At 46.4% G+C, this 20,085-nt stretch carries 19 protein-coding genes, 1 tRNA gene and 1 riboswitch; of the genes, 10 read left to right on the top strand and 10 right to left on the bottom strand.

The features are described 5' to 3' along the window. Positions 1-202: 202 nt before the first annotated feature. From JOD82_RS17945 to thiE, 6 genes are all read left to right on the top strand, one after another. Positions 203-1,924 carry an NAD-dependent malic enzyme gene (locus JOD82_RS17945; protein ID WP_209949760.1) on the top strand — a complete coding sequence of 574 codons (1,722 nt, stop codon included), beginning with the start codon at positions 203-205 and terminating at the stop codon, positions 1,922-1,924. Between the two features lie 73 nt (positions 1,925-1,997). Continuing rightward, complete coding sequence (locus JOD82_RS17940) at positions 1,998-2,951, top strand: AEC family transporter (protein ID WP_029518371.1); 954 nt, start codon at positions 1,998-2,000, stop codon at positions 2,949-2,951. Between the two features lie 178 nt (positions 2,952-3,129). Continuing rightward, a riboswitch (TPP riboswitch) is annotated at positions 3,130-3,232 on the top strand. 136 nt (positions 3,233-3,368) lie between these two features. Then, the gene (tenA, locus tag JOD82_RS17935) at positions 3,369-4,058 is read left to right on the top strand and encodes a thiaminase II (RefSeq protein ID WP_209949759.1); all 690 of its coding nucleotides are present in this window, start codon (positions 3,369-3,371) and stop codon (positions 4,056-4,058) included. Between the two features lie 74 nt (positions 4,059-4,132). Further along, positions 4,133-4,975 carry a hydroxyethylthiazole kinase gene (thiM, locus tag JOD82_RS17930; protein ID WP_209949758.1) on the top strand — a complete coding sequence of 281 codons (843 nt, stop codon included), beginning with the start codon at positions 4,133-4,135 and terminating at the stop codon, positions 4,973-4,975. Next, the gene (gene thiD / locus JOD82_RS17925; RefSeq protein WP_209949757.1) at positions 4,972-5,802 is read left to right on the top strand and encodes a bifunctional hydroxymethylpyrimidine kinase/phosphomethylpyrimidine kinase; all 831 of its coding nucleotides are present in this window, start codon (positions 4,972-4,974) and stop codon (positions 5,800-5,802) included. The genes thiM and thiD overlap by 4 nt, the downstream gene beginning before the upstream one ends. Beyond that, positions 5,799-6,512, top strand: coding sequence for a thiamine phosphate synthase (gene thiE / locus JOD82_RS17920; protein WP_209949767.1), 714 nt, complete (start codon positions 5,799-5,801; stop codon positions 6,510-6,512). The genes thiD and thiE overlap by 4 nt, the downstream gene beginning before the upstream one ends. Here the strand turns inward: thiE and JOD82_RS17915 are convergent. The 3 genes from JOD82_RS17915 to JOD82_RS17905 all read right to left on the bottom strand — a co-directional run bounded on the left by JOD82_RS17915 (position 6,457) and on the right by JOD82_RS17905 (position 9,474). Next, positions 6,457-6,624 (bottom strand): aspartyl-phosphate phosphatase Spo0E family protein, encoded by a 168-nt coding sequence (locus JOD82_RS17915; RefSeq protein WP_080682975.1) that lies wholly within the window; start codon positions 6,622-6,624, stop codon positions 6,457-6,459. The genes thiE and JOD82_RS17915 overlap by 56 nt on opposite strands. Before the next feature lie 298 nt (positions 6,625-6,922). Then, positions 6,923-8,341 (bottom strand): helix-turn-helix domain-containing protein, encoded by a 1,419-nt coding sequence (locus JOD82_RS17910; RefSeq protein ID WP_209949756.1) that lies wholly within the window; start codon positions 8,339-8,341, stop codon positions 6,923-6,925. A 158-nt stretch (positions 8,342-8,499) separates the two neighbouring features. Then, the gene (locus JOD82_RS17905) at positions 8,500-9,474 is read right to left on the bottom strand and encodes a LacI family DNA-binding transcriptional regulator (RefSeq protein ID WP_209949755.1); all 975 of its coding nucleotides are present in this window, start codon (positions 9,472-9,474) and stop codon (positions 8,500-8,502) included. A 185-nt stretch (positions 9,475-9,659) separates the two neighbouring features. Between JOD82_RS17905 and JOD82_RS17900 the strand changes: the two genes are divergently transcribed. Next, on the top strand, positions 9,660-11,003 hold the full coding sequence (locus JOD82_RS17900; protein ID WP_209949754.1) for a 6-phospho-beta-glucosidase: 1,344 nt from the start codon (positions 9,660-9,662) through the stop codon (positions 11,001-11,003). Positions 11,004-11,164: 161 nt separating this feature from the next. Here JOD82_RS17900 and JOD82_RS17895 read toward each other — a convergent pair whose 3' ends face one another. The 3 genes from JOD82_RS17895 to JOD82_RS17890 all read right to left on the bottom strand — a co-directional run bounded on the left by JOD82_RS17895 (position 11,165) and on the right by JOD82_RS17890 (position 13,280). After that, positions 11,165-12,067 (bottom strand): PhzF family isomerase, encoded by a 903-nt coding sequence (locus JOD82_RS17895; RefSeq protein ID WP_245249077.1) that lies wholly within the window; start codon positions 12,065-12,067, stop codon positions 11,165-11,167. 711 nt (positions 12,068-12,778) lie between these two features. Next, positions 12,779-12,913, bottom strand: a complete 135-nt coding sequence (locus tag JOD82_RS29535) for a hypothetical protein (protein ID WP_280921453.1) — start codon at positions 12,911-12,913, stop codon at positions 12,779-12,781. A 293-nt stretch (positions 12,914-13,206) separates the two neighbouring features. Beyond that, positions 13,207-13,280: transfer RNA gene (locus tag JOD82_RS17890), tRNA-Arg, on the bottom strand. Positions 13,281-13,454: 174 nt separating this feature from the next. On the opposite strand from JOD82_RS17890, the gene JOD82_RS17885 reads away from it, so the two are divergent. Next, a complete protein-coding gene (locus tag JOD82_RS17885) occupies positions 13,455-13,748 on the top strand; it encodes a magnetosome magnetite crystal formation protein family (protein ID WP_016324668.1) in 294 nt (97 codons plus the stop codon). Positions 13,749-14,067: 319 nt separating this feature from the next. Here the strand turns inward: JOD82_RS17885 and JOD82_RS17880 are convergent, their stop codons facing one another. Continuing rightward, positions 14,068-14,427: a hypothetical protein gene (locus tag JOD82_RS17880; protein ID WP_013311672.1), complete on the bottom strand. Its 360-nt coding sequence runs from the start codon at positions 14,425-14,427 to the stop codon at positions 14,068-14,070. A 163-nt stretch (positions 14,428-14,590) separates the two neighbouring features. On the opposite strand from JOD82_RS17880, the gene asnB reads away from it, so the two are divergent. Further along, a complete protein-coding gene (gene asnB / locus JOD82_RS17875) occupies positions 14,591-16,435 on the top strand; it encodes an asparagine synthase (glutamine-hydrolyzing) (protein WP_209949753.1) in 1,845 nt (614 codons plus the stop codon). Between the two features lie 170 nt (positions 16,436-16,605). On the opposite strand, the gene JOD82_RS17870 is transcribed toward asnB, so the two are convergent. The 3 genes from JOD82_RS17870 to JOD82_RS17860 form a co-directional block, all read right to left on the bottom strand. Then, on the bottom strand, positions 16,606-17,238 hold the full coding sequence (locus JOD82_RS17870; protein ID WP_165148721.1) for an XTP/dITP diphosphatase: 633 nt from the start codon (positions 17,236-17,238) through the stop codon (positions 16,606-16,608). After that, complete coding sequence (rph, locus tag JOD82_RS17865) at positions 17,238-17,999, bottom strand: ribonuclease PH (protein WP_013311675.1); 762 nt, start codon at positions 17,997-17,999, stop codon at positions 17,238-17,240. Before rph ends, JOD82_RS17870 begins: the two co-directional genes overlap by 1 nt. A gap of 275 nt (positions 18,000-18,274) precedes the next feature. Further along, on the bottom strand, positions 18,275-19,333 hold the full coding sequence (locus JOD82_RS17860) for a GerMN domain-containing protein (protein ID WP_069011038.1): 1,059 nt from the start codon (positions 19,331-19,333) through the stop codon (positions 18,275-18,277). A gap of 152 nt (positions 19,334-19,485) precedes the next feature. Between JOD82_RS17860 and JOD82_RS17855 the strand changes: the two genes are divergently transcribed. Next, the gene (locus JOD82_RS17855; protein ID WP_069011037.1) at positions 19,486-20,043 is read left to right on the top strand and encodes a phosphatidylglycerophosphatase A family protein; all 558 of its coding nucleotides are present in this window, start codon (positions 19,486-19,488) and stop codon (positions 20,041-20,043) included. Positions 20,044-20,085: the final 42 nt, after the last annotated feature.

Below are 20,085 nucleotides of genomic sequence, written 5' to 3'. Positions count from 1 at the left end.
TTCATTAGAACCAAAATCCTTAGTATTAGTTAGCGAATCCATATCGAAAGTTGGTCCTTTTAGATCAATAGAAAGAAATGAATATGGTTATTTTGTCATATATAAATAAACGAATAAAACAAATTGGCACGTCCATACTATGGATAACATGTCATCTTTCGTTATGAATAGTTATGTAAATGAACAGAAGGAAGGTCTTTCTATGGAAGCATTTTATGTCAATCGCGATGGGTCATTATCTACTCCTTTACGGGGGAAGGATGTGTTGGCAAATCCCCTTTTGAACAAAGGCGTTGCTTTTACAGAAGAAGAACGCAAAGAACTGGGTTTGGATGGAATCCTTCCTCCCACCGTCCTTTCATTGGAGAAACAGAGCGTACGAGCATATCAGCAATTTCTCGCACAACCTACCATGCTACGTAAAAATGCTTCTCTCAACGACCTCCACAACCGAAATGTCGTCCTCTACTATCGGCTACTAACCGATCATTTAAGTGAAATGCTACCCGTAGTCTATACACCGACCGTCGGAACCGCGATTCAAGAATATAGTCACGAGTACAACCGCCCTGGGGGCGTATATTTGTCGATAGATAACCCGAACGGTATTGGACAAGCGTTTTATAATTCCGGTTTGAGTGGTGAAGATGTGGATCTGATCGTCGTAACGGATTCCGAAAGTATTTTGGGGATTGGGGACTGGGGTGTCGGGGGGATTAACATTGCTATTGGCAAACTTGCAGTGTATACGGCTGCGGCAGGCATTCATCCCGGGCGGGTGCTGCCCATTGTACTGGATGTAGGTACGAATAATGAAAAGTTGCTGAATGATCCACTGTACATCGGAAACCGCCATAAACGGGTTCGCGGAGAAGCCTATAACCAGTTTATTGATACTTTTATCAGCAAAACGTTAGCGCAATTCCCGAAGGCGCTTTTACATTGGGAAGATGTGGGTAGCGTAAATGCACGCCATATTATAGGAAAATACGGTCAAAGTATACTCACCTTCAACGATGATATACAAGGTACAGGAGCGGTGACCTTGGCTGCAATTCTTTCGGCGGTGGGTGTCACCAAGACTCCGCTGCGTGAGCAAAAGGTACTTGTCTTCGGCCCAGGAGCAGCAGGGATCGGTAACGCTGACCAAATTCGGGGCGCTATGATCGAGGACGGCCTTTCCGCGGAAGATTCATTCAAGTCCTTTTGGGCCTTTGATTACCGCGGGCTGTTAACGGACGATATGGAAGATGTCCTGAATTATCAGAAACCGTATGTACGTAAAAAAGAGGAAGTCAGCTCATGGACGCGGTCGGATGACGGCAAAATACCGCTGCTGGAGGTCATCCGTCAGGTGAAGCCTACCATATTAATCGGAACTTCTGGAGTAGCCGGTGCCTTTTCTGAAGAGATCATCAAAGAGATGGCGAAGCATGTAGAACGCCCGATCATTATGCCCATGTCCAATCCTACAAATCTTGCAGAAGCTATACCTGAGGATCTAATACGGTGGACCGATGGCAAGGCATTAATTGCTACCGGAAGCCCCTTTGACCCCGTCACTTATAACGGTACGAAATTTGAAATTGGACAGGCGAACAATGCCTTTGTGTTCCCGGGACTGGGTCTGGGTGCGATTGTGGTTAAAGCCAAAAGGATTACCCCTGCGATGTTTACAGCCGCAGCAGATGCCGTTGCCAATGGCGTAGATTCGAATAAGCCTGGCGGTGCGTTGCTCCCTCATATCCAAAAATTACGTGATGTTTCGTACGTTGTTGCGGTTGCGGTAGCGAAAGCAGCGATTCAGGATCAGGTAGCTCAGGCACACATTTCAAATGTTGAACAAGCTATACGGGATGCAATGTGGAAACCGGAATATGTCAAGGTCAAAGCAGTGGAAAGCGTAATACATCACCCTCACTAATGCTCCATTTAAGAAGGAGATTGCCTTGTTCAGACAGGCAGAATACGTCAGTTCAAGCAAGGAGAATCAATCTATGAGTGTCGGACATATCTTGTATATTTTGGTGCCGATTTTTTTCGTTATTATTTTAGGGTGGTTAGCGGGGCATTACAAAAGCTTTGATGCCTCTTCCTCCAAAACCCTAAATGCGCTCGTTACCAAATTTGCACTACCTGCGCATCTATTCATCGGTATTACGACAACGGACAGGAAAGCGCTCATCGAGCAATGGCCATTCCTGCTGGCCCTGTTCATTGGCATTGTCGGCTTTTTTACCGTTCTCCTTCTACTGTCCCGCTTTGCGGGGAAGCAGTCGGTCAAGGATGCCGCCATGTTTGCTTTGAACTCGGCACAGCCGACCTTTGCTTTTATGGGCATTCCTGTGCTTGGAGCCATCTACGGTTCCGCTGCTGTCGCCATTCCGATTGCGCTTACCGGGATCGTAGTCAATGCCGTCCTTGACCCGGCGGCTACCATTATAGCTACCGTAGCCAGCAGGAATTCAGGCAAAGAACGGAACGGTCACCTCGGAAGGTTAATCTGGGACTCCATTCTTCATGGATTAAAAGAACCGCTGGCGCTGGTTCCACTGATTGGTGTAATTTTGACCTTGTTCGGCTTCCATTCACCGGATTTGTTGAACAAATCGTTGAATCAAATCGGAGACATTACGTCCGGGGCCGCTTTATTCGCTGTCGGAGTGACCATTGGCGTACGCAACATTAGTTTTAGTGTAAGTGCCTTTGCCATCGCACTGTTAAAAACAATTGTACAGCCTTTATTAATGCTGCTGATCGCCTACCTATGCGGTCTGTCGTCTGCAGATACTGTGAAGGCAGTTCTGCTCGTTTCCTTCCCGGGTTCAGCAGTCGCTGCTATGATCGCCACCCGTTTTGAAAGCCTGGAATCAGAAACAGCCTCCTCCTTTGTCATCAGTGCTGTCATATCGCTCGTTACACTCCCAGTACTGATTTCTCTATTGGTATAAATGCTGATTATTTAGACATTGGAGCCTGCCGCGAATTCCTTCGTGTAGACGGAACTGATCTTCTCCAGCGCCTTTTTCCCTCTCGGAAGCGAACTTCAGCTCTGTCGTTTGGCCCTTGACCAGATAGACATGTTTGACATAGCGTATGAACGTATGTACAGTAATAGTCAAAAGAATAGAAGTCCACTAGGGGAGCCGCTATGGCTGAGACAAGAACGTATCTTGGACCCTTTGAACCTGATCTAGTTCGTACTAGCGTAGGAAAGTGGAGCCTTCGTATATAAGGTTTCAAGCGTTTTTTGCGTATTGGGCCTATTGTTGAAGCCGCTCCATTTTTCTGGGGCGGCTTTTTAGCGTTGTTCCGGAATTATATTCTTACAGGACTTCTTGCTCTTCAATTTTATGGAGGTGGCGAAATTGAGTTTTACACAAGAACTCCGTCGGCAGGCGGACGGCATTTTTCAAGCGATTTTTGAGCATCCCTTTGTGAGAGGTATTGCTGAAGGAAGTTTGACAAGGGGACAGCTGATTCACTATGTAAAACAGGACTTTGAATATTTGAACGCCTACATGCGGATATACGGCATCGCAATCTCCAAATGCACCAATCGGGAGGATATGGCTGTATTAAATGAACAAATCTCTTTTATTCTCCACAGCGAGGTTCATCCGCATCAAAATTTCTGTGCTGTCGCAGGGGTGACCTATGAAGAGTTGCAGGGATATCCGCTCGCTCCGTCGGCTCATCACTATATCCGTCACATGCTGACGGTTGCGCATGAGGGTAGCCTGGGCGAGATCTTGGCTGTGCTGCTGCCATGTATGTGGACGTATGCCGAGATTGGTCGCAGGCTGCTGGATGAAGTAAAGCCGGATGAGTCTCATCCGTTCTATGAATGGATTGGCTTCTATGGAGACCAGCTTGATGATACAACACTCAAGTTCCGAGAACGTGTAGATGCTTGGGCGAAAGACGCAACGGCTGCTGAGCGGGAGCGGATGATTGAGCATTTTATACTGAGCTGCCAGCTGGAATATAAGTTCTGGGATATGGCTTATAAGCAGGAAGAATGGCCGGTCCAGATGCAGGCAGCGGTCTTGGAATAGTCAGCCTGGCGATTCGATGCGTGAAGTACGGTTAATGCCCTGTTGAACCACCAACTATAGAGAGGATAATCATTATGAGTACATGGAAAAAAAGTTATTCGGATCTCCTGACGAAGGTACAAAACAGCAAACCCCTCGTTCACAATATGACCAATGTGGTAGTCACCAACTTTACGGCCAACGGTCTGTATGCATTGGGCGCCTCCCCGGTGATGGCCTATGCACCTGAGGAAGTAGCAGATATGGCAAAAATAGCAGGCGCCGTCGTGTTAAACATCGGTACACTGAACCGCGAACTGGTGGATGCCATGATCATTGCTGGACAATCGGCGAATGCACACGGTGTTCCGGTGCTGCTAGATCCGGTCGGTGCGGGAGCAACGAGCTTTAGAACTGAATCGGCACTGCGAATCCTGAGTGAAGTCAAAATCTCATTGGTGCGGGGCAATGCAGCCGAAGTCGCACATCTTGTTGGAGAAGCGCGTGAGATTAAAGGCGTAGATGCCGGTGACAGTGCTGACAGCGACCATGTCGATCTGGCAATTCGGGCTGCTCGAACGCTCAATACGATGGTTGTCATTACTGGAAAAGAGGACGTCATCACCGATGGGGCCGAAGCACGAATGATTAGCGGCGGAGACGCGCTCCTCACGAAGGTAACCGGAGCAGGCTGTCTGCTGACCTCTGTGTTAGGTGCCTTTGCAGCTGTTGAACCCAACCTGCTGCTCGCAGGTACAGCAGGTTTGGCATTTTACGGTGCAGCAGCTTCTCGAGCCGCAGCACGTACCGCAGAGCTGGGGCCCGGCAGCTTCCAGATTGCCTTTCTCGACGAGCTGGCCAAACTGCATACAGGTTCACTAGAGGGGCATGTCTCGATCCATGAAGCCGGAACAACAGCAGCAGGTGGTGCGCGATGACAGACGTTCGTGTACCCAGAGCGCTGACGATTGCTGGTTCGGACAGTGGCGGCGGGGCTGGAATTCAAGCTGATCTCAAAACCTTTCAAGAACTTGGCGTGTACGGCATGTCGGCTATTACAGCCGTTACCGTACAGAATACCTTAGGAGTCCACGGCGTATATCCGCTACCAGAGGAAGCAACAGCAGAACAGATCGAAGCCGTAGGATTAGACCTTGGAGTGGATGCCCTGAAGACTGGTATGCTGTTTAATGCCGGCATCATCCGTCTTGTGAGCGAGCAGATCCGAAAGTTCGGCTGGAAAAAGGTCGTCGTCGATCCCGTGATGATTGCCAAGGGAGGCGCTGAACTGCTGCAACTGGAAGCGGTGCAGGCTTTGAAGGACGACCTGCTCCCCTTGGCACTGGTCGTTACACCGAATATCCCGGAGGCGGAAGCCCTGACAGGGATAAGTATCCATACGATGGAGGATCGCCGCGAGGCTGCGAGACATATTAGCAGTATGGGACCAAAATTCGTTGTGATCAAGGGTGGCCACGCTGACGAGAGCGAGAGCAGCGGACAAATTGTTGACCTGCTTTTTGACGGAACCGCCTTTATAGAGCTGAGCGGCAAGCGAGTACGGACTGTCCATACACACGGAACAGGGTGCACTTTCTCGGCAGCGATTACCGCGGAATTAGGGAAAGGGATGTCTGTACCGGAGGCTATCTCGAATGGTAAAGCCTTCATCCAGGCGGCGATTGAGGATACGTTGTCTCTGGGACAGGGACACGGCCCAACCAATCATTGGGCCTACCGACGTCGTCAGGAGATGCTTCTATGAGCGGCAGAATATTGTCAGAGGTGGTGCGCCGCCATCTACAGATATACCTGGTGCTTGGAAGCGTGAATTGCCTCGCGGAACCAGGCTGGGTCGTGCAGGAGGCTCTGGCTGGCGGGGCAACCATGGTCCAGTTCCGAGAAAAGGGTCTCGGCGCGTTAACGGGCGTTCCTATGTTCGAACTCGCGCGCCAGCTACAGGAACTGTGCCGTCACGCTGGTGTCCCCTTCATCATCAATGACAATGTGGAGTTGGCTCTTGAACTGGACGCCGACGGTGTTCACATCGGTCAGGACGATGAATCCGCCGATTCCGTCCGCGAGCGAATCGGAAATCGAATTTTAGGCGTCTCCGCCCATACCATTGAGGAAGCACGTCGAGCCATCCTGCAAGGTGCTGATTATCTCGGCGTCGGGCCCATCTATCCCACCATCTCGAAAGATGATGCCCATGCCGTACAGGGACCGGCAATTTTATATGAGATGCGTAAAGCGGGAATTGATGTGCCGATTGTTGGAATCGGAGGTATTACAGTGGACCGTGTTAAGGAAGTCGCACGTGCAGGTGCAGATGGTGTAGCGGTGATTTCAGCCGTGACACAGACAGAGCAGGTTAGAGGTGCGGTCAAGGAATTAAAGAAAAATATGGTCTCATTTCTCAATGATCCGATCTACATGTTTGATATTGATTCAACAGATCATCCAGCTTTTTAGATTGTTCTATTACTTTGGGATGTGTTAAAAATCCATACTTTTTCTGGACCTGGTACAGTTTCTTCCTAGCCCTTTCGACACAAAGTAAAGTCACACTTTGATTCATCAGCATGATCCCTCCTATATGTCATATTTTATAACAAAAAGACGTTTTTTGGATTTTCAAATGATGCGCCTAACAAAAAAAGAACATCACAAAAGTTTGCATAAACAGCAAAGCCCCAAAATCCACGTAAAAAAGCCTCCGTCCCCCCGAATAAAGCGGGACCGAGGCTCTTTTTCATAAAAAGATTCAATGAATATTAGAACATACAACCTAACCGTTTTAAGCACCTCCAATTTGTACTTGAGGCGTTATTCTTTGATTTTGGTTATGCGACTGAACAGGCATTGATAAAATAAACAAGAAGCTAGCTGCGCTGACCAGCAGAATCATTTTTTTCAACATTGTCTAACCACACCTTTTCTAATAGTTTGAAATACTCTTCCCTTGTTTCGGGAAGCGCATGTGCTTGGAAATGTGCAAAAAGTCCCGTACAGTTTATAAAATAAGTCTCATTATTTAGTATGTGGGCTTTTACCAATGCATATATTAAGTGTTTAAAGCCATCATTGAACATTCCCCGTCTTAAATAGTAATAAGCCAGTTCATAACCAAACCATGCAAAATAATCCGGCATCACTTGTTGGGTGTACATATCAGTAGATTGTGATAGCAGAGCAAAAGAATTAATCTCCACTTCAAAACGTGAAAGGACATCATTGATATCTATTGCATATCGGTTAGCAGCTATCATAACGTTCAGCAACTTGGATAGCTTTTCATTCTCGGTAGTGATTGATGTGGATGCAATATATTCAACATAATGAGGAAGCACATTCGTATCTCCAGATAGGAGTTTATTTACATAAGTATTACCTTCTGCCCAATGCTTGAACAAGTTGACCCAGTGTTGAGTTTTCTGGTCTGTCTCGATCACCCAATCTAAATCTGCGTAGGCATTTGTAAATTGTAATGCTTGCTGATAATCGCCTTGGGCTTCACAGACACTCGCACACAGTAAATCAGCATAGGTAATGTACACAAACATCGGGCGACTCAGCCTCTTTTCAGACTCCTCCCACTCTCGCTTTTTCTGTTGATGTTTCAAAGAATATTGGATCTCCGCTTTGGCTCTCATTTTTCGAGCAGTTGCATCGAGCTTGTCCCATTCACGCAGAGAACGATACACATTCGCCAAATCTTTTAACGCATCGAGTTGATCTATTTCATTCAGACGTTCGACAAAGGGTTCAAATCGTGTAGCCGCCTTGAGATTTCGGATCTGATTGTTACCCACCTGAATGGTAAACAGACGATACTGACAGATAGCCAAACGTTCAGAATGCTGGTACTTCTCGCCTTCCGCAATCCCTTCGTAGAGCAACAATGCAGCATTGTGCCGACCTTGTGCGAATAATTTTTCTGCTGCATCAAATAACTTTGGGGAATATAGAAGGTTGTCCATAATATGTCCCACTACAAGCTGGATAGCATCCAACTTGTCCAGTTCCGCACAGCGAAACAACAACGGCTCAATTCGCCTCCAATCCGGGGAACGCTCAATGATGTAGTTATCTATGTATAGTTCGTAAAAAAAACCTTCTGGTAGTCCCATAGCCCAAGTGATTCGATCAAGCTGATGTATAGCAACAGGACGATGCTTGGCAATCCAATTATTAAGTGTTCTTTGATGAACACCTGAATGTTCGGCAAATTGTGCCAGCGTCAAATTGTTTTCCCCTAAATAATCCTCTAACTTCGTCAAAATCGTAGGTGTATGTCCCAAGTCATAACCACCCTTCATACAAAAAATCCAAATTTTATACTTTCACCTCAAATTATTCACCATGTTTTAACATGTGTCAACATTTTTCTTCCATTATTCCTACTATATAAACTTGAATATGGAAATTAATAACCACTAACATGAAGTCCCTTTTGGAATCAGGTGGTCGCTCGCTCTACTAATTTGAATTCCAGATGATGTATCGTTTCATCCAGCCCTTCGAGGGCATTTCGAATCATAATGAACGCATTCTCAGCTTGCTTGTCTATCGGGTAATGAATCGTTGTCAAATCAAGCAAATGCGATATTTCGGTGTTATCAAAGCCTACTACTGCAAAATCGCTTGGCACAGAAACACCGAGTCTCCGTGCTTCAGTCAAAAGACCTGCTGCCAAATAATCGGTAGAACAGGCAAAGGCGTCCGGCCTGTCAGTTTGTGCTCGTTCTGCCCACCAATGAGCTATTTGTTCACCAGCTGCTATTGAATTTAAATCATAAAAATGCGGGAAGGCCTCAGCATCCAAATCATATTTTTCACAAAAGTCATGATAAGCTCGAATGCGTTCTTTTGTATTCAATCCCCGCATGCTGCCGAACACATTCACAATTTTCCGATATCCTCGAGCGTACAAATGTTCCAATGCCAGCGTATAGCCCTGATACTGATCCATAAATACAGACGGGATTGCCTCAATGTTTACACGCTGCCAGGTCACAATCGGACCATATTTTGTATAATGCTCAATCACACTCCACTCATTGACGCGAATCATGCAGACCAAGGCGTCCAGTTGCTTTCTCCGCAACATTTCCAGCGCTTCAAGTTCTCTTCCTTTCTCCCCATTCGTAATAAACAGCGCTATATTAAAGCCATGCTCCTGGGCATACATTGTAAATCCACGCACAAATAAACCCAATGAATCATTAAAAGAAAGTGAAATAATCCCTATGAGCTTGGTCATACCCTTTTTTAAAGATACCGCATTTAAATTGGGAACATAATCCAGCCGATCTATGACCTCCTGCACACGCTGCCTTGTGGGTTCACTCACGTACGGATGGTTGTTAATGACACGGGATACCGTAGCCGAGGATACCCCCGCCAGCTTTGCAATTTCATGAATATTCGCCATTTTTCTCACCTCGTTCTTTCTATTTTAGCATGTTCGTGTTTAGCATGTTCGTAGTGTCCGCCCTATAATTGTCACCTCCCAAAATAAGTTTTTTAAAAGCGCTTGACCTGTAATGCATTACAGGGATTACAGTGAATTTGTGCTTAAGAAAGCGGTTTACAAAACATACTTAGGAGGCACTAACTATGAAAAAAGGCATAAAGATTGCAACCATTGGCGGAGGCTCCAGCTATACACCAGAACTAGTAGAAGGCTTCATCAAACGTTATGCAGAGCTTCCCATTCGGGAATTGTGGCTGGTAGATATTGAGGCAGGACGTGAAAAACTGGAGATCGTAGGTGCTATGGCCAAACGGATGGTGAAGGCCGCAGGCATTGATTGTGAGGTACATTTGACGCTGGATCGTCGGGAAGCGTTGAAGGACGCCGATTTTGTAACGACCCAATTTCGGGTAGGCTTGCTGGAAGCCCGGATTAAGGATGAAAGTATTCCGTTAAAACATGGCATGATCGGTCAGGAGACCAATGGGGCCGGAGGAATGTTCAAGGCGTTTCGCACCATACCCGTTATCCTCAGTATCGTCGAAGATATGAAAGAACTATGTCCGAATGCATGGTTGATTAATTTTACCAACCCTGCGGGTATGGTCACCGAAGCCGTGCTTCGTTATGGTCAGTGGGATAAAGTCATCGGATTATGTAATGTTCCAATCGGCGCGATCAAGAGTGCATCAGCTGTGCTGGACAAACCGGAAGAAGAGCTGTTCTTTAAATTTGCAGGAATTAACCACCTTCATTGGCACAAAGTTTATGACAAAACAGGGGCCGAATTAACAGAGCAAGTTATTGAAGGACTGTACGCTCCGGGTGCAAAGCCAGAGAAAGTCGTTGAAAATATTAAGAACATGCGCTTCCTGTATGATCAAGTTCGTCAATTGAAAATGCTGCCTTGTCCTTACCATCGGTATTACTATATGACGGATAATATGCTCAAGGAAGAATTAGAGGAAGCCAAAAACGAAGGAACTCGGGGCCAAGTAGTCAAACGTCTGGAAGAAAGTCTGTTCGAACTGTATAAAGATCCGAATCTGGATTACAAACCAGAGGAACTATCCAAACGCGGTGGTGCGCATTACAGCGATGCAGCCTGCGAAATCATTAATTCCATTTATAACAACAAAGGCACATTGATGGTCGTTAGTACACGCAACAATGGTGCGATTGATGATGTTCCTTATGATAGTGCCATCGAAGTGACTAGTGTCATTCGCGCCCATGGTGCCGAACCTGTCAACTTTGGCAAATTCCCACCTGCACAGCGGGGCTTGCTACAAGTGATGAAGGCAATGGAAGAGCTGACGATTGAAGCGGCGGTCACCGGTGACTATGCAACCGCACTACAAGCCTTCACCCTGAATCCGCTCGTGCCAAGCGGGGATATTGCTCAAACCGTACTGGATGAATTACTAGAAGCACACAAAGAGCATCTGCCGCAGTTCTTTGCTCATAAAGCGAAGACGACGGTATAAAGCTAGCAGCAATCATCCTGCTGGAACACAAAAAAGCTTCCTACATGTAGGAAGCTTTTTGCTATACGTCCCAGGAGTACTTGCTGGGACATTGGTGTTATTGGTTTGTACTTGGCTTGACAATCCGTCATTAAGCTTATTGATAAATTTGTTAGACTTTTTTAAAGTATGATCTCCGTTGAAAAAGCAATAACCGCTTTCCCCGTAATTTGAACTAATACGGGTTTTCCCTGTTCCTTTTTCACATGAACATGCATTGTTCCCTCTCTTTTGATTGCCTCACCTTGTAAAATATCAAAATCAAAAGACTGCTCATTCTCATTTTGCAAAATGTTATAGTGTACCAAATAGGCTCCAAGCGGTCCGTTTGCATTTCCTGTCACCGGGTCTTCAGCTATTCCAATTGCAGGAGCAAACATTCTTCCGTGAACCAATATATCCTCTTGTGGATTTAATGTAAAAACATAATATCCATTACATCCAATATGCTTGCTGATTTCTGTAAGCTTCTGCAAATCAGGTTTTAAACTATGTAGTATTTCATTGTAGTAAATCGGAACCATTACCTTAGAATGACCTGTTGAAGATATTGCAACTGGATATTCCATGCAAATATCTTTACAAGAAATACCTAACGCATTTGCAATCTGACTTCTTATTTCATCATTTAAAGGCTCTGATACAGAAGGTTCTCCCTGTGTCATTACAATAGAATAGTCATCTTCATACTTTATAACATCAACAGGCAATATACCTGCTTTTGTTTTTTGAATAATTCTTCCAGTTTCAGCTTTTCTCTCAATTGCATAAATATAATGCGCTGCTACTGTTGCATGACCACAAATTGGAACCTCTGTTGTTGGAGTAAAAAATCTTACTTCAACATCATAATTTGAAGAATCTGTTTCAAAAATAAATGCAGTTTCCGAATTATTTAATTCTCTTGCAATTCTCTGCATCTGCTCATCTGTAAGTCCATTTGCATTTGGAACAACCCCAGCAGGGTTACCATGAAATCTATTTTTTGTAAATGAGTCTACTTGATATATTCTATATTTTTTCATAATTTCGCCTCTATAAATACTAGTTTGTCTGTCTGTTAAATCTGATATTAACATACTTTTTAGGCAGTTTCACTTAAATTAAAAAATATAATATGGCCCTTTAATGAAAACGAACTGATCCTTATTATAGAATCGCGCTCTTTTATGGAAGATTGTTATTAAACTAAAGCCGCAGTTAGCTGAAATGGTCTTCTCAATCCTTATCTAAAAGTGGAATAAATCTTTTATGATTATAGATACTTTTAGATTCTGCCACGCCTGTTGAATAACCAAAATAAGTAACTCAATTCATGAAACAAGAGGTGCACTGAAGAAGAACGCGCCGAATCTGAATCAGCCATTCAACAGGTAGTTTTGAAGAAGAAATAGAAGAGAAAATCGCGCAAAGGAAAGAACGGCATGTTGGGGTCATGAAGTCTGAGCAGCAACAAATAGCCAATTGAGCAGGACATAGACGATTAGAGCACAGAATAATTGCCCTTAGACCGCATTTTCAGTCGTACCGAACAGCGTTGGAATATTCAAATGTTGCTTGATCCAACGAAAGAAGACTTCAATCTGCCATCAAGCCTTATTGATCTGTTTCGACCCCCTGAAGGGGTTGCCCATTTTCTGCTCGTAAAGCGACATGAAGTTTAATACCTGCACGTTCTCCGTGATAAGGAGCCCAATGGATCGATAGCTACCCCATTGTTCCAACGCAGCCATGCATCAGTATTGGAGTAAATGGTACACCGTAAACTTGCGGGCTTTGTCTTCATAACCTATTAACTTCACAACCCTTTGAACTTCTTCAGGAGTCAGCATGGATTGAAGGATAGATGTAATCGTGATAGAATTTTTCATGAGATCGTCTTCTTTCGGATTCGTTTGGATGGTACCAACGATTCTGCAGAAAAGACGATCTTTTTTCTGCCATTTTGTGGTTATTCAACAGGCGTGCTATTAGGGGTATTAGTTTATATAGCGTGTAAAAATCGTGTGTATAATTTGTGTAAACAGGTGTATTAATCACACCTTTTTCTAACGTTTTCTATCGTAACCCCAATAAAAGAAAAAAAAACGCCCCAAACCCTTATATATCAAGGATTTGAAGCATTTTTAATTTCGTTCAAACTTTACATATCTGAACGCTTCGACGTCCCAGGAGGGATTCGAACCCCCGACCGACGGCTTAGAAGGCCGTTGCTCTATCCAGCTGAGCTACTGGGACAAGATGGTGATCAATAAAACCTTATGTATTCAGCGCATTGATTATTATATCACATTTCGAGCAACTGTCAAAAGCATTTTTTCATGATATAGCGAAGTGGGCTGCAAAAGGAATCATTTGGACGCTAACGGGGTATTATGTACAAAGAACCATGCATAAAGGAGGGGTTAATCCGTGAGAGGTCTTTTGTCGTCACTTTGTTATTTCAGCATTTTCTTCGCACCTTTTTTAGTGCCTGTCATTGTGTGGATTGCAGTACGGGACGAATATGTTCAGGGACATGCAAAAAAAGCTATTTTATCGCACATTTTCCCCATTATTGCGGCAATTCCGCTCGTGTATTTTATTATTACGGCGAATCATGCAGGTTCAGTGATCGGGTTTGTACTGCTATTCGTAGTGGTCTATCTCGGGGTTTTTGTTTATAACATCTACAAAGGGATTATGACGCTGCGTGAAGCGGCTTAGTTCAAAAAGAAGCCTCCTACATACCGCTAATTTGGCGGGATACGGAGGCTTCTTAAGGGTCATTTTTGATGAGTTGCTGCTGCTATTTGGTTCAATGGCTGCTTATTTATTCCCAAAGCGTTTAGGACTTCTCCGTACTTCATGTCTTACGTTTTTCTCCAGCACTTCTTCCGCGAACTCATTGTTATGAATATAACTGCTGCCTTTATTTTTCTTATAATTCGCTTTGCCGTCTATGATTTCCCCCTCCTTTCACGCTGATCCGGCGATGGCGCCGGGGCCCAAATCAACAAAAGCCGAGGCATAGCACACCATATCCTCATGCCCCGAACTCCTTGGCGAACTCTGTGCTGAGCTGCCCATAGGAGAGCAATTCTTTTTTAAACTTCTCTCGCTCCTCACCAGCAGTAATGTGTGTAGAGTCGGTAAAAGCCTTGTCTGTCACTTCCTCAAATGCCGAATGCAGATTATTGTCGTACCAATCCAGCTCCAGATCGGCGTCATTGCGGATGATCCGTACCATGTCATAGTCATGCTGACCATCCGTCTGATCCTTGGCCGTAATATAGACCAGCAGTTCCGGGTCATCTGCAGCACCGGGCCGCACCTCTACCTCAGCGCAGCGCACTCCGTCAAGTTCAGTGAACCGGCGTATTTTAGCATCCTTGATGTAGTACATGGTCTCCCTCCTTCCTTGCGAGTAGACGGGTTGCCCCATCTGTAGTTTTCGGAACGGACAGACATTTTATGCTTCTTTTCGGCATATATACTGATGAACTGGGGATTTAGTTTTTGATTCATTCCAACACTGGATGAACACGACAAAGAGAGGATGAACAGACATGTGCGGAATTACAGGTTTCATACAGTGGAACGGAGACTTAATGCATCAATCTGAGCTGCTGCTGAATATGACACAAACGCTCTCCGATCGCGGACCGGATGCTGCGGGTACCTGGATATCCAACCCGTGTGCCTTCGGACACCGAAGATTGAGTGTTATGGACCCGGAAAATGGCGCTCAGCCCATGATCCGGCAGCTGGAGGATATCACTTATACGATTGTATATAACGGGGAAATATATAACGCGCCTGAGCTGAAAAAAGAGCTGCAACAGCGCGGGCATTTTTTCCGTACACAATGCGACACGGAGGTACTGCTCGAATCCTATATCGAATGGGGCCCTGAATGTGTGGATCGGTTAAACGGCATTTTTGCATTTGCGGTCTGGGATAGCGAGCGGGAGCAGGTATTTCTGGCACGGGATCGGCTGGGAGTGAAGCCGCTATTTTATAGCCAAACCGAAGAAGTATTCGTATTTGGCTCAGAACCCAAAGCACTGCTCCAGCATCCAGCGGTAGAGGCAGCAGTGGACGCCGAGGGATTGGCCGAAATTTTTATCATCGGGCCTGCACGTACCCCCGGACACGGCGTCTATTCGTCTATGAAGGAGCTACGCCCCGGGCATACGTTAACCTACAGCCGCGACGGCGTGCGCATCCATGCCTACTGGACACTGGAAAGCATTGCGCATGAGGATAACACCGAAGAAACGGCACTTAAGGTAAGAGAACTGTTGCTGGATACGGTGGAGCGGCAGCTCATTTCGGATGTTCCAGTGTGCACCTTATTGTCTGGCGGGCTGGATTCAAGCGCTCTATCCGCATTAGCTGTCGATTATTACAAGCGTACCGGGCAGGGACAAGTTCATACGTATTCGGTCGATTATGTGGATAACGACAAGCATTTTAAAGCCCATGCGTTTCAACCCGGAGCCGATGCCCCCTGGATTCAGCGGATGGTGGATGAATTAGGGACAAATCATCACTGGATTGAATTCGATACGCCAGAAGTCGTAGCAGCTCTGAACAACTCCACGCTAACGCGGGATTTACCCGGAATGGCGGACGTGGATTCGTCGCTATATCTCTTTTGCCGGGAGATTAAAAAAGGAGCTACGGTCGCTATTTCCGGCGAGGCTGCGGATGAAGTTTTTGGCGGATATCCTTGGTTCCACCGGGAGGATATGCTGAATTCAGGTACATTCCCGTGGGCAGTTGCACCCGATATGAGAGCCAGTCTGTTGTCTCCCGAGGTACGGGACTGGATCAAGCCGCTGGAGTATTTGAACGATCGCTACTCAGAAGCGGTAGGAGAAGTGCCGAAGCTACCGGGGGAAACAGGAAAAGCTGCGCAAATGCGCGTCATGTCCTATTTGAACATCACCCGCTTTATGCCTACTCTACTGGATCGCAAGGATCGGATGAGTATGGGGGCCGGACTGGAAGTGCGGGTGCCGTATTGCGATCATCGATTGGTACAATATGTATGGAACATTCCGTGGAGTATCAAGATGACAGGCGGACGTGAAAAAGGTATTTTACGCAAGGCGCTGGAGGGTGTATTGCCGGATGATGTGCTGTATCGCAAAAAAAGCCCGTATCCTAAAACGCATAATCCTTCCTATCTTGCCGCTGTGAAAAAGCAGGCGCTGCAGCTGCTGGATGATTCCTCTTCCCCACTGCTCAAGCTGATCGATGCGCAAAAGGTACGTGATATTGCCGCCTCACCGGAGGCATCCACCAATCTGCCTTGGTTTGGTCAGCTGATGTCGGGTCCCCAGTTGTTCGCCTACTTGGCTCAAGTGGATAACTGGTTGCGCACTTACAAGGTTGCGATTCGATAAGCTACGCTGAATGCTGAAGCAATAGAGCTTCTAAGCGGCAGCGGCAATTTTTCGCTGTGTACTATATGGGGAACAGAAAGTACACAAAAAGGCTATCCGCAGCTTATGGCTGACGGATAGCCTTTTTTTCGTTATGTGAATGGGGGATGATTTCGCCCCTGTTACCAATGCTATGCCTGTGGATTACCCAGCTTTGTTGCCAAATTACGCAGAGCTATCCCTCGGTGACTGATAGCCTGCTTTTGTTCCAACGTCAGCTCGGCCATTGTCTTCTCAAACTCTGGCAAATAAAACAGCGGATCATACCCAAACCCACCGCTGCCGGCGGTTTCAGTAGTAATCCAGCCTTCCACGGAACCTGTCGATTCCAGCGTCTCGCCAGTCTGCGGATTATACAGAATCAAGGTACAGACGAATTGAGCCGGGCTAAGCAAAGGCTGTCCCGTATCATCACCCAGCTGCTTCGATTCCAGAACGTCGAGCAGCTTAATATTGTTTTCGTGATCGCTGGCACCTTCTCCAGCATAACGGGCAGAGTATACCCCCGGTGCACCGTCCAGCAAGTCCACGCAGAGGCCTGAATCATCGGCCAGCACGGGCAATCCGAGCACATCTCCAACCGCTTTAGCTTTTTTCAGTGCATTTTCGGCAAAGGTTTTGCCATCTTCAACGACATCAGGAATGTCGGGATAATCGTACATGCTTCTGACTTCCTTGCCAAACGGCGCAAAAGCATGCGCAAATTCCCGCACTTTTCCTTTATTTTTCGTAGCGACAATGACGACCGGGCCATCCAGCTGCATTAGGCGCCAGCTCCTGTACGTCCAGCACCGATCTTATCAGCAATCGGTCCAAGTACTTCTTTTTGGCGCTCAATCATTTGCAGAATCCCTTGTTCGCCCAAGCTAAGCAGTTGATCCAATTCGTTACGGTCAAATGGGCTTTCTTCACCTGTACCTTGCAGCTCGACATATTTTCCACTGCCAGTCATGACAAGATTCATGTCCACTTTGGCCTTGGAATCCTCTTCATAGTTCAGATCCAGCAACGCTTTTTCACCTACAACCCCTACGCTGACGGAAGCCAGAAAATCGGTAATTGGAAAAACAGGCAGCTTGTGCTGGGTAGCAATTTTATTGACCGCAATCGCCAACGCTACGAAAGAACCGGTAATTGAGGTTGTACGTGTTCCGCCGTCCGCCTGAATGACATCACAATCCAACGTAATCGTCCGTTCACCAAGCGCCTGCAAATTGACCACCGAACGCAATGCTCTTCCAATCAGACGCTGAATTTCCATGGTACGGCCTGTCAGCTTGCCACGCGCAGCTTCACGCTGATTACGGCTATGAGTCGCACGCGGAAGCATGGAATACTCTGCGGTTACCCAGCCTTTTCCTTGTCCCTTCATAAAGGGGGGGACGCGTTCTTCTACAGTAGCCGTGCAAATGACTTTCGTCTCGCCAACCTCTATAAAAACAGAGCCCTCCGCGTATTTATTTACTCCTGCTGTCAATTTCATCGGGCGCAGCTCATCACCGTTTCGTCCGTTAGATCTACTCATGCTTTTTCCTCCTACGTCGTATGCAACCTGTTCTTATATGTTTATTTTACCAAAGTGTGCAGGCAAAAGCACCCCAAGGACGATTCCCGCCCTTAAAGAGGTTGTTCAAAAAGTCGTCTTTCCATGACGAAGCTAATCAAGAAGCGGATTCAACGTCGAATCTTGAATTCAGCCGGGCCTTCCGTTGCTCACGTAGATCTGTCTACGCTCCGCTACTCAGTCCCTAGCTTCATCCAATCTTCTCGGTCCTGAAAAGCCGACTTTTGAACACGCCCTTAAAGAGGGATTTCGTTAATATGCTGCGGCTTGGCTACAGGCTCTCCATAATTTTGATTATTTTGTCCAATCACGCTTTTTTCACCATTCAGTTCAATCCGAATTTTTGTTTTGACTGCATCATCTGAATTGTCTGCCGCTGTCAGCACAACCGATTCCAAAAATTCAGCAGGCACGGCTTCTCCCTTAGCAAACATATCATCCGAGAGCGATACCGTAATGACGTTGTCTTTGGAGCGTTCTACTGATTTCAGTGCCGTCTCTCCTGTCATCACTTCTTGTAACCCATCTTTGGTCTGCGGCCCTTGAATCAATTGATGCAGTGCTGACTGGACACGATCTTTTTCAGGGCTGACCAACCGTGTTACAGGTACATAGTATTGAACTCCAGCAGGAGAAGATGAAGAGAAATACACAGTGACTGGACTAGAATCCAGTGGTGTTACGCCATGACCAATCTCCAAGTTAATACCTACTGCACGTGTCAACGGATGATCCAGCGGTGTGCCGCCAACAGGCATTTCGTTCAGCTTTTTGCCCTCCACCCAGATCTGTACGCTCTCAATATCAGGACGGTCGGTCAGGGTCCAGGTCAAGCTCTCCATTAATTTTCGTTCATCCTGTGGCTTATAGTTGGCGAAAGATTTGTTGAATTCGACAACAGCCAGCTTGTTGTTCTTGTCCACTGTCACACTTTTCACTTCCGTGCCTTGGGGAATTACACCTTTAAATCCCTCTGGCAATAATCCGGCATACGGCCCCCCCTCAACCAGGGCTTCCAGCGCCGACTTGGCATCTGCCTGTACATCCCCTGTAGCCATCGGTAAAGATACCGGGGCCAGCAAACCGTTATGATCTTGCAAAAAAACAGCCCTCAGTTGCCCTGTACTGGCAGGTGCTTTTCCGGTTACAGCCTTAATCATGGACTGCTCTGTCGTGGACGGCGGGGGGTCAATGGATGCCGATTCGTTGCCGAAAAGGCTGCAGCCTGACAACAACAGGGGTAGGGATAGCAGTCCAGCTACAGAGGTCATACGCCATGGGTGTTTTATATTCATAAGTGAAGTTCCTCCCTAACAATTTTGTACAGATTGTACTAATATGTATACAAGCCTCGCGTAAAAAATAACTACTTTTTCAGCAGACTGGACACACTGGTCATAATTGCAGTAGAAATCAGGATCTATACGAGGAGGGTAACTTCAATTTTATGGACAAGAAAAAAGTACCTTACAGCCTGAACAGTAAAAAGGTAGCTGATGCCACCCGCGAGTGGCTGCACAAGCGTGGCGTTAACATGACTGAAATCGCAGAACTGGTCATGCTTTTACAGAAAAAATATTACCCAACCCTAACGATGGAAGAATGTATGGAGAATGTGGACAAGGTACTGATGAAGCGCGAGGTTCAAAATGCCGTGCTCACGGGCATCCAACTGGATATCCTTGCAGAACAGGGCGCTCTTCTTCCCCCATTGCAGGATATGATTGAAAATGATGAGGGATTATACGGGGTGGATGAAATTCTGGCCTTTTCCATTGTAAATGTGTACGGCAGCATTGGATTCACCAATTACGGTTATGTCGATAAACTCAAACCAGGTGTGCTGGAACGCCTGAATGATAAAAGCCTCGGGCCGATCCATACGTTCCTGGACGACATTGTGGGCGCTATCGCAGCTTCGGCCAGCAGCCGTATCGCCCATCGCAAACAGGCAGAGCGTGAGCAGGAGCTTGGGGAAGAAAGCGCACCGAATACAACACGTTAAACAACATGCTAAATAACAAACAACGCGTGGGAATATAACAGA

It is taken from the genome of Paenibacillus sp. 1182, assembly GCF_017833915.1.
Taxonomy (GTDB): domain Bacteria; phylum Bacillota; class Bacilli; order Paenibacillales; family Paenibacillaceae; genus Paenibacillus; species Paenibacillus polymyxa_D.
The sequence above is the reverse complement of the archived record's forward strand: the minus strand, read 5'-3'. Positions and strand labels throughout refer to the sequence as shown.

Bases quoted from the DNA above. Each gene is read 5' to 3' on its own strand.
- asnB (WP_209949753.1), top strand. From the start codon at position 14,591: ATGTGCGGAATTACAGGTTTCATACAGTGGAACGGAGACTTAATGCAT.
- JOD82_RS17880 (WP_013311672.1), bottom strand. From the start codon at position 14,427: ATGTACTACATCAAGGATGCTAAAATACGCCGGTTCACTGAACTTGAC.
- rph (WP_013311675.1), bottom strand. From the start codon at position 17,999: ATGAGTAGATCTAACGGACGAAACGGTGATGAGCTGCGCCCGATGAAA.
- JOD82_RS29535 (WP_280921453.1), bottom strand. From the start codon at position 12,913: ATGAAAAATTCTATCACGATTACATCTATCCTTCAATCCATGCTGACT.
- JOD82_RS17945 (WP_209949760.1), top strand. From the start codon at position 203: ATGGAAGCATTTTATGTCAATCGCGATGGGTCATTATCTACTCCTTTA.
- thiE (WP_209949767.1), top strand. From the start codon at position 5,799: ATGAGCGGCAGAATATTGTCAGAGGTGGTGCGCCGCCATCTACAGATA.
- thiD (WP_209949757.1), top strand. From the start codon at position 4,972: ATGACAGACGTTCGTGTACCCAGAGCGCTGACGATTGCTGGTTCGGAC.
- JOD82_RS17895 (WP_245249077.1), bottom strand. From the start codon at position 12,067: ATGAAAAAATATAGAATATATCAAGTAGACTCATTTACAAAAAATAGA.
- JOD82_RS17860 (WP_069011038.1), bottom strand. From the start codon at position 19,333: ATGAATATAAAACACCCATGGCGTATGACCTCTGTAGCTGGACTGCTA.
- JOD82_RS17900 (WP_209949754.1), top strand. From the start codon at position 9,660: ATGAAAAAAGGCATAAAGATTGCAACCATTGGCGGAGGCTCCAGCTAT.
- JOD82_RS17915 (WP_080682975.1), bottom strand. From the start codon at position 6,624: ATGCTGATGAATCAAAGTGTGACTTTACTTTGTGTCGAAAGGGCTAGG.
- JOD82_RS17855 (WP_069011037.1), top strand. From the start codon at position 19,486: ATGGACAAGAAAAAAGTACCTTACAGCCTGAACAGTAAAAAGGTAGCT.
- JOD82_RS17905 (WP_209949755.1), bottom strand. From the start codon at position 9,474: ATGGCGAATATTCATGAAATTGCAAAGCTGGCGGGGGTATCCTCGGCT.
- JOD82_RS17940 (WP_029518371.1), top strand. From the start codon at position 1,998: ATGAGTGTCGGACATATCTTGTATATTTTGGTGCCGATTTTTTTCGTT.
- thiM (WP_209949758.1), top strand. From the start codon at position 4,133: ATGAGTACATGGAAAAAAAGTTATTCGGATCTCCTGACGAAGGTACAA.
- JOD82_RS17870 (WP_165148721.1), bottom strand. From the start codon at position 17,238: ATGCAGCTGGATGGCCCGGTCGTCATTGTCGCTACGAAAAATAAAGGA.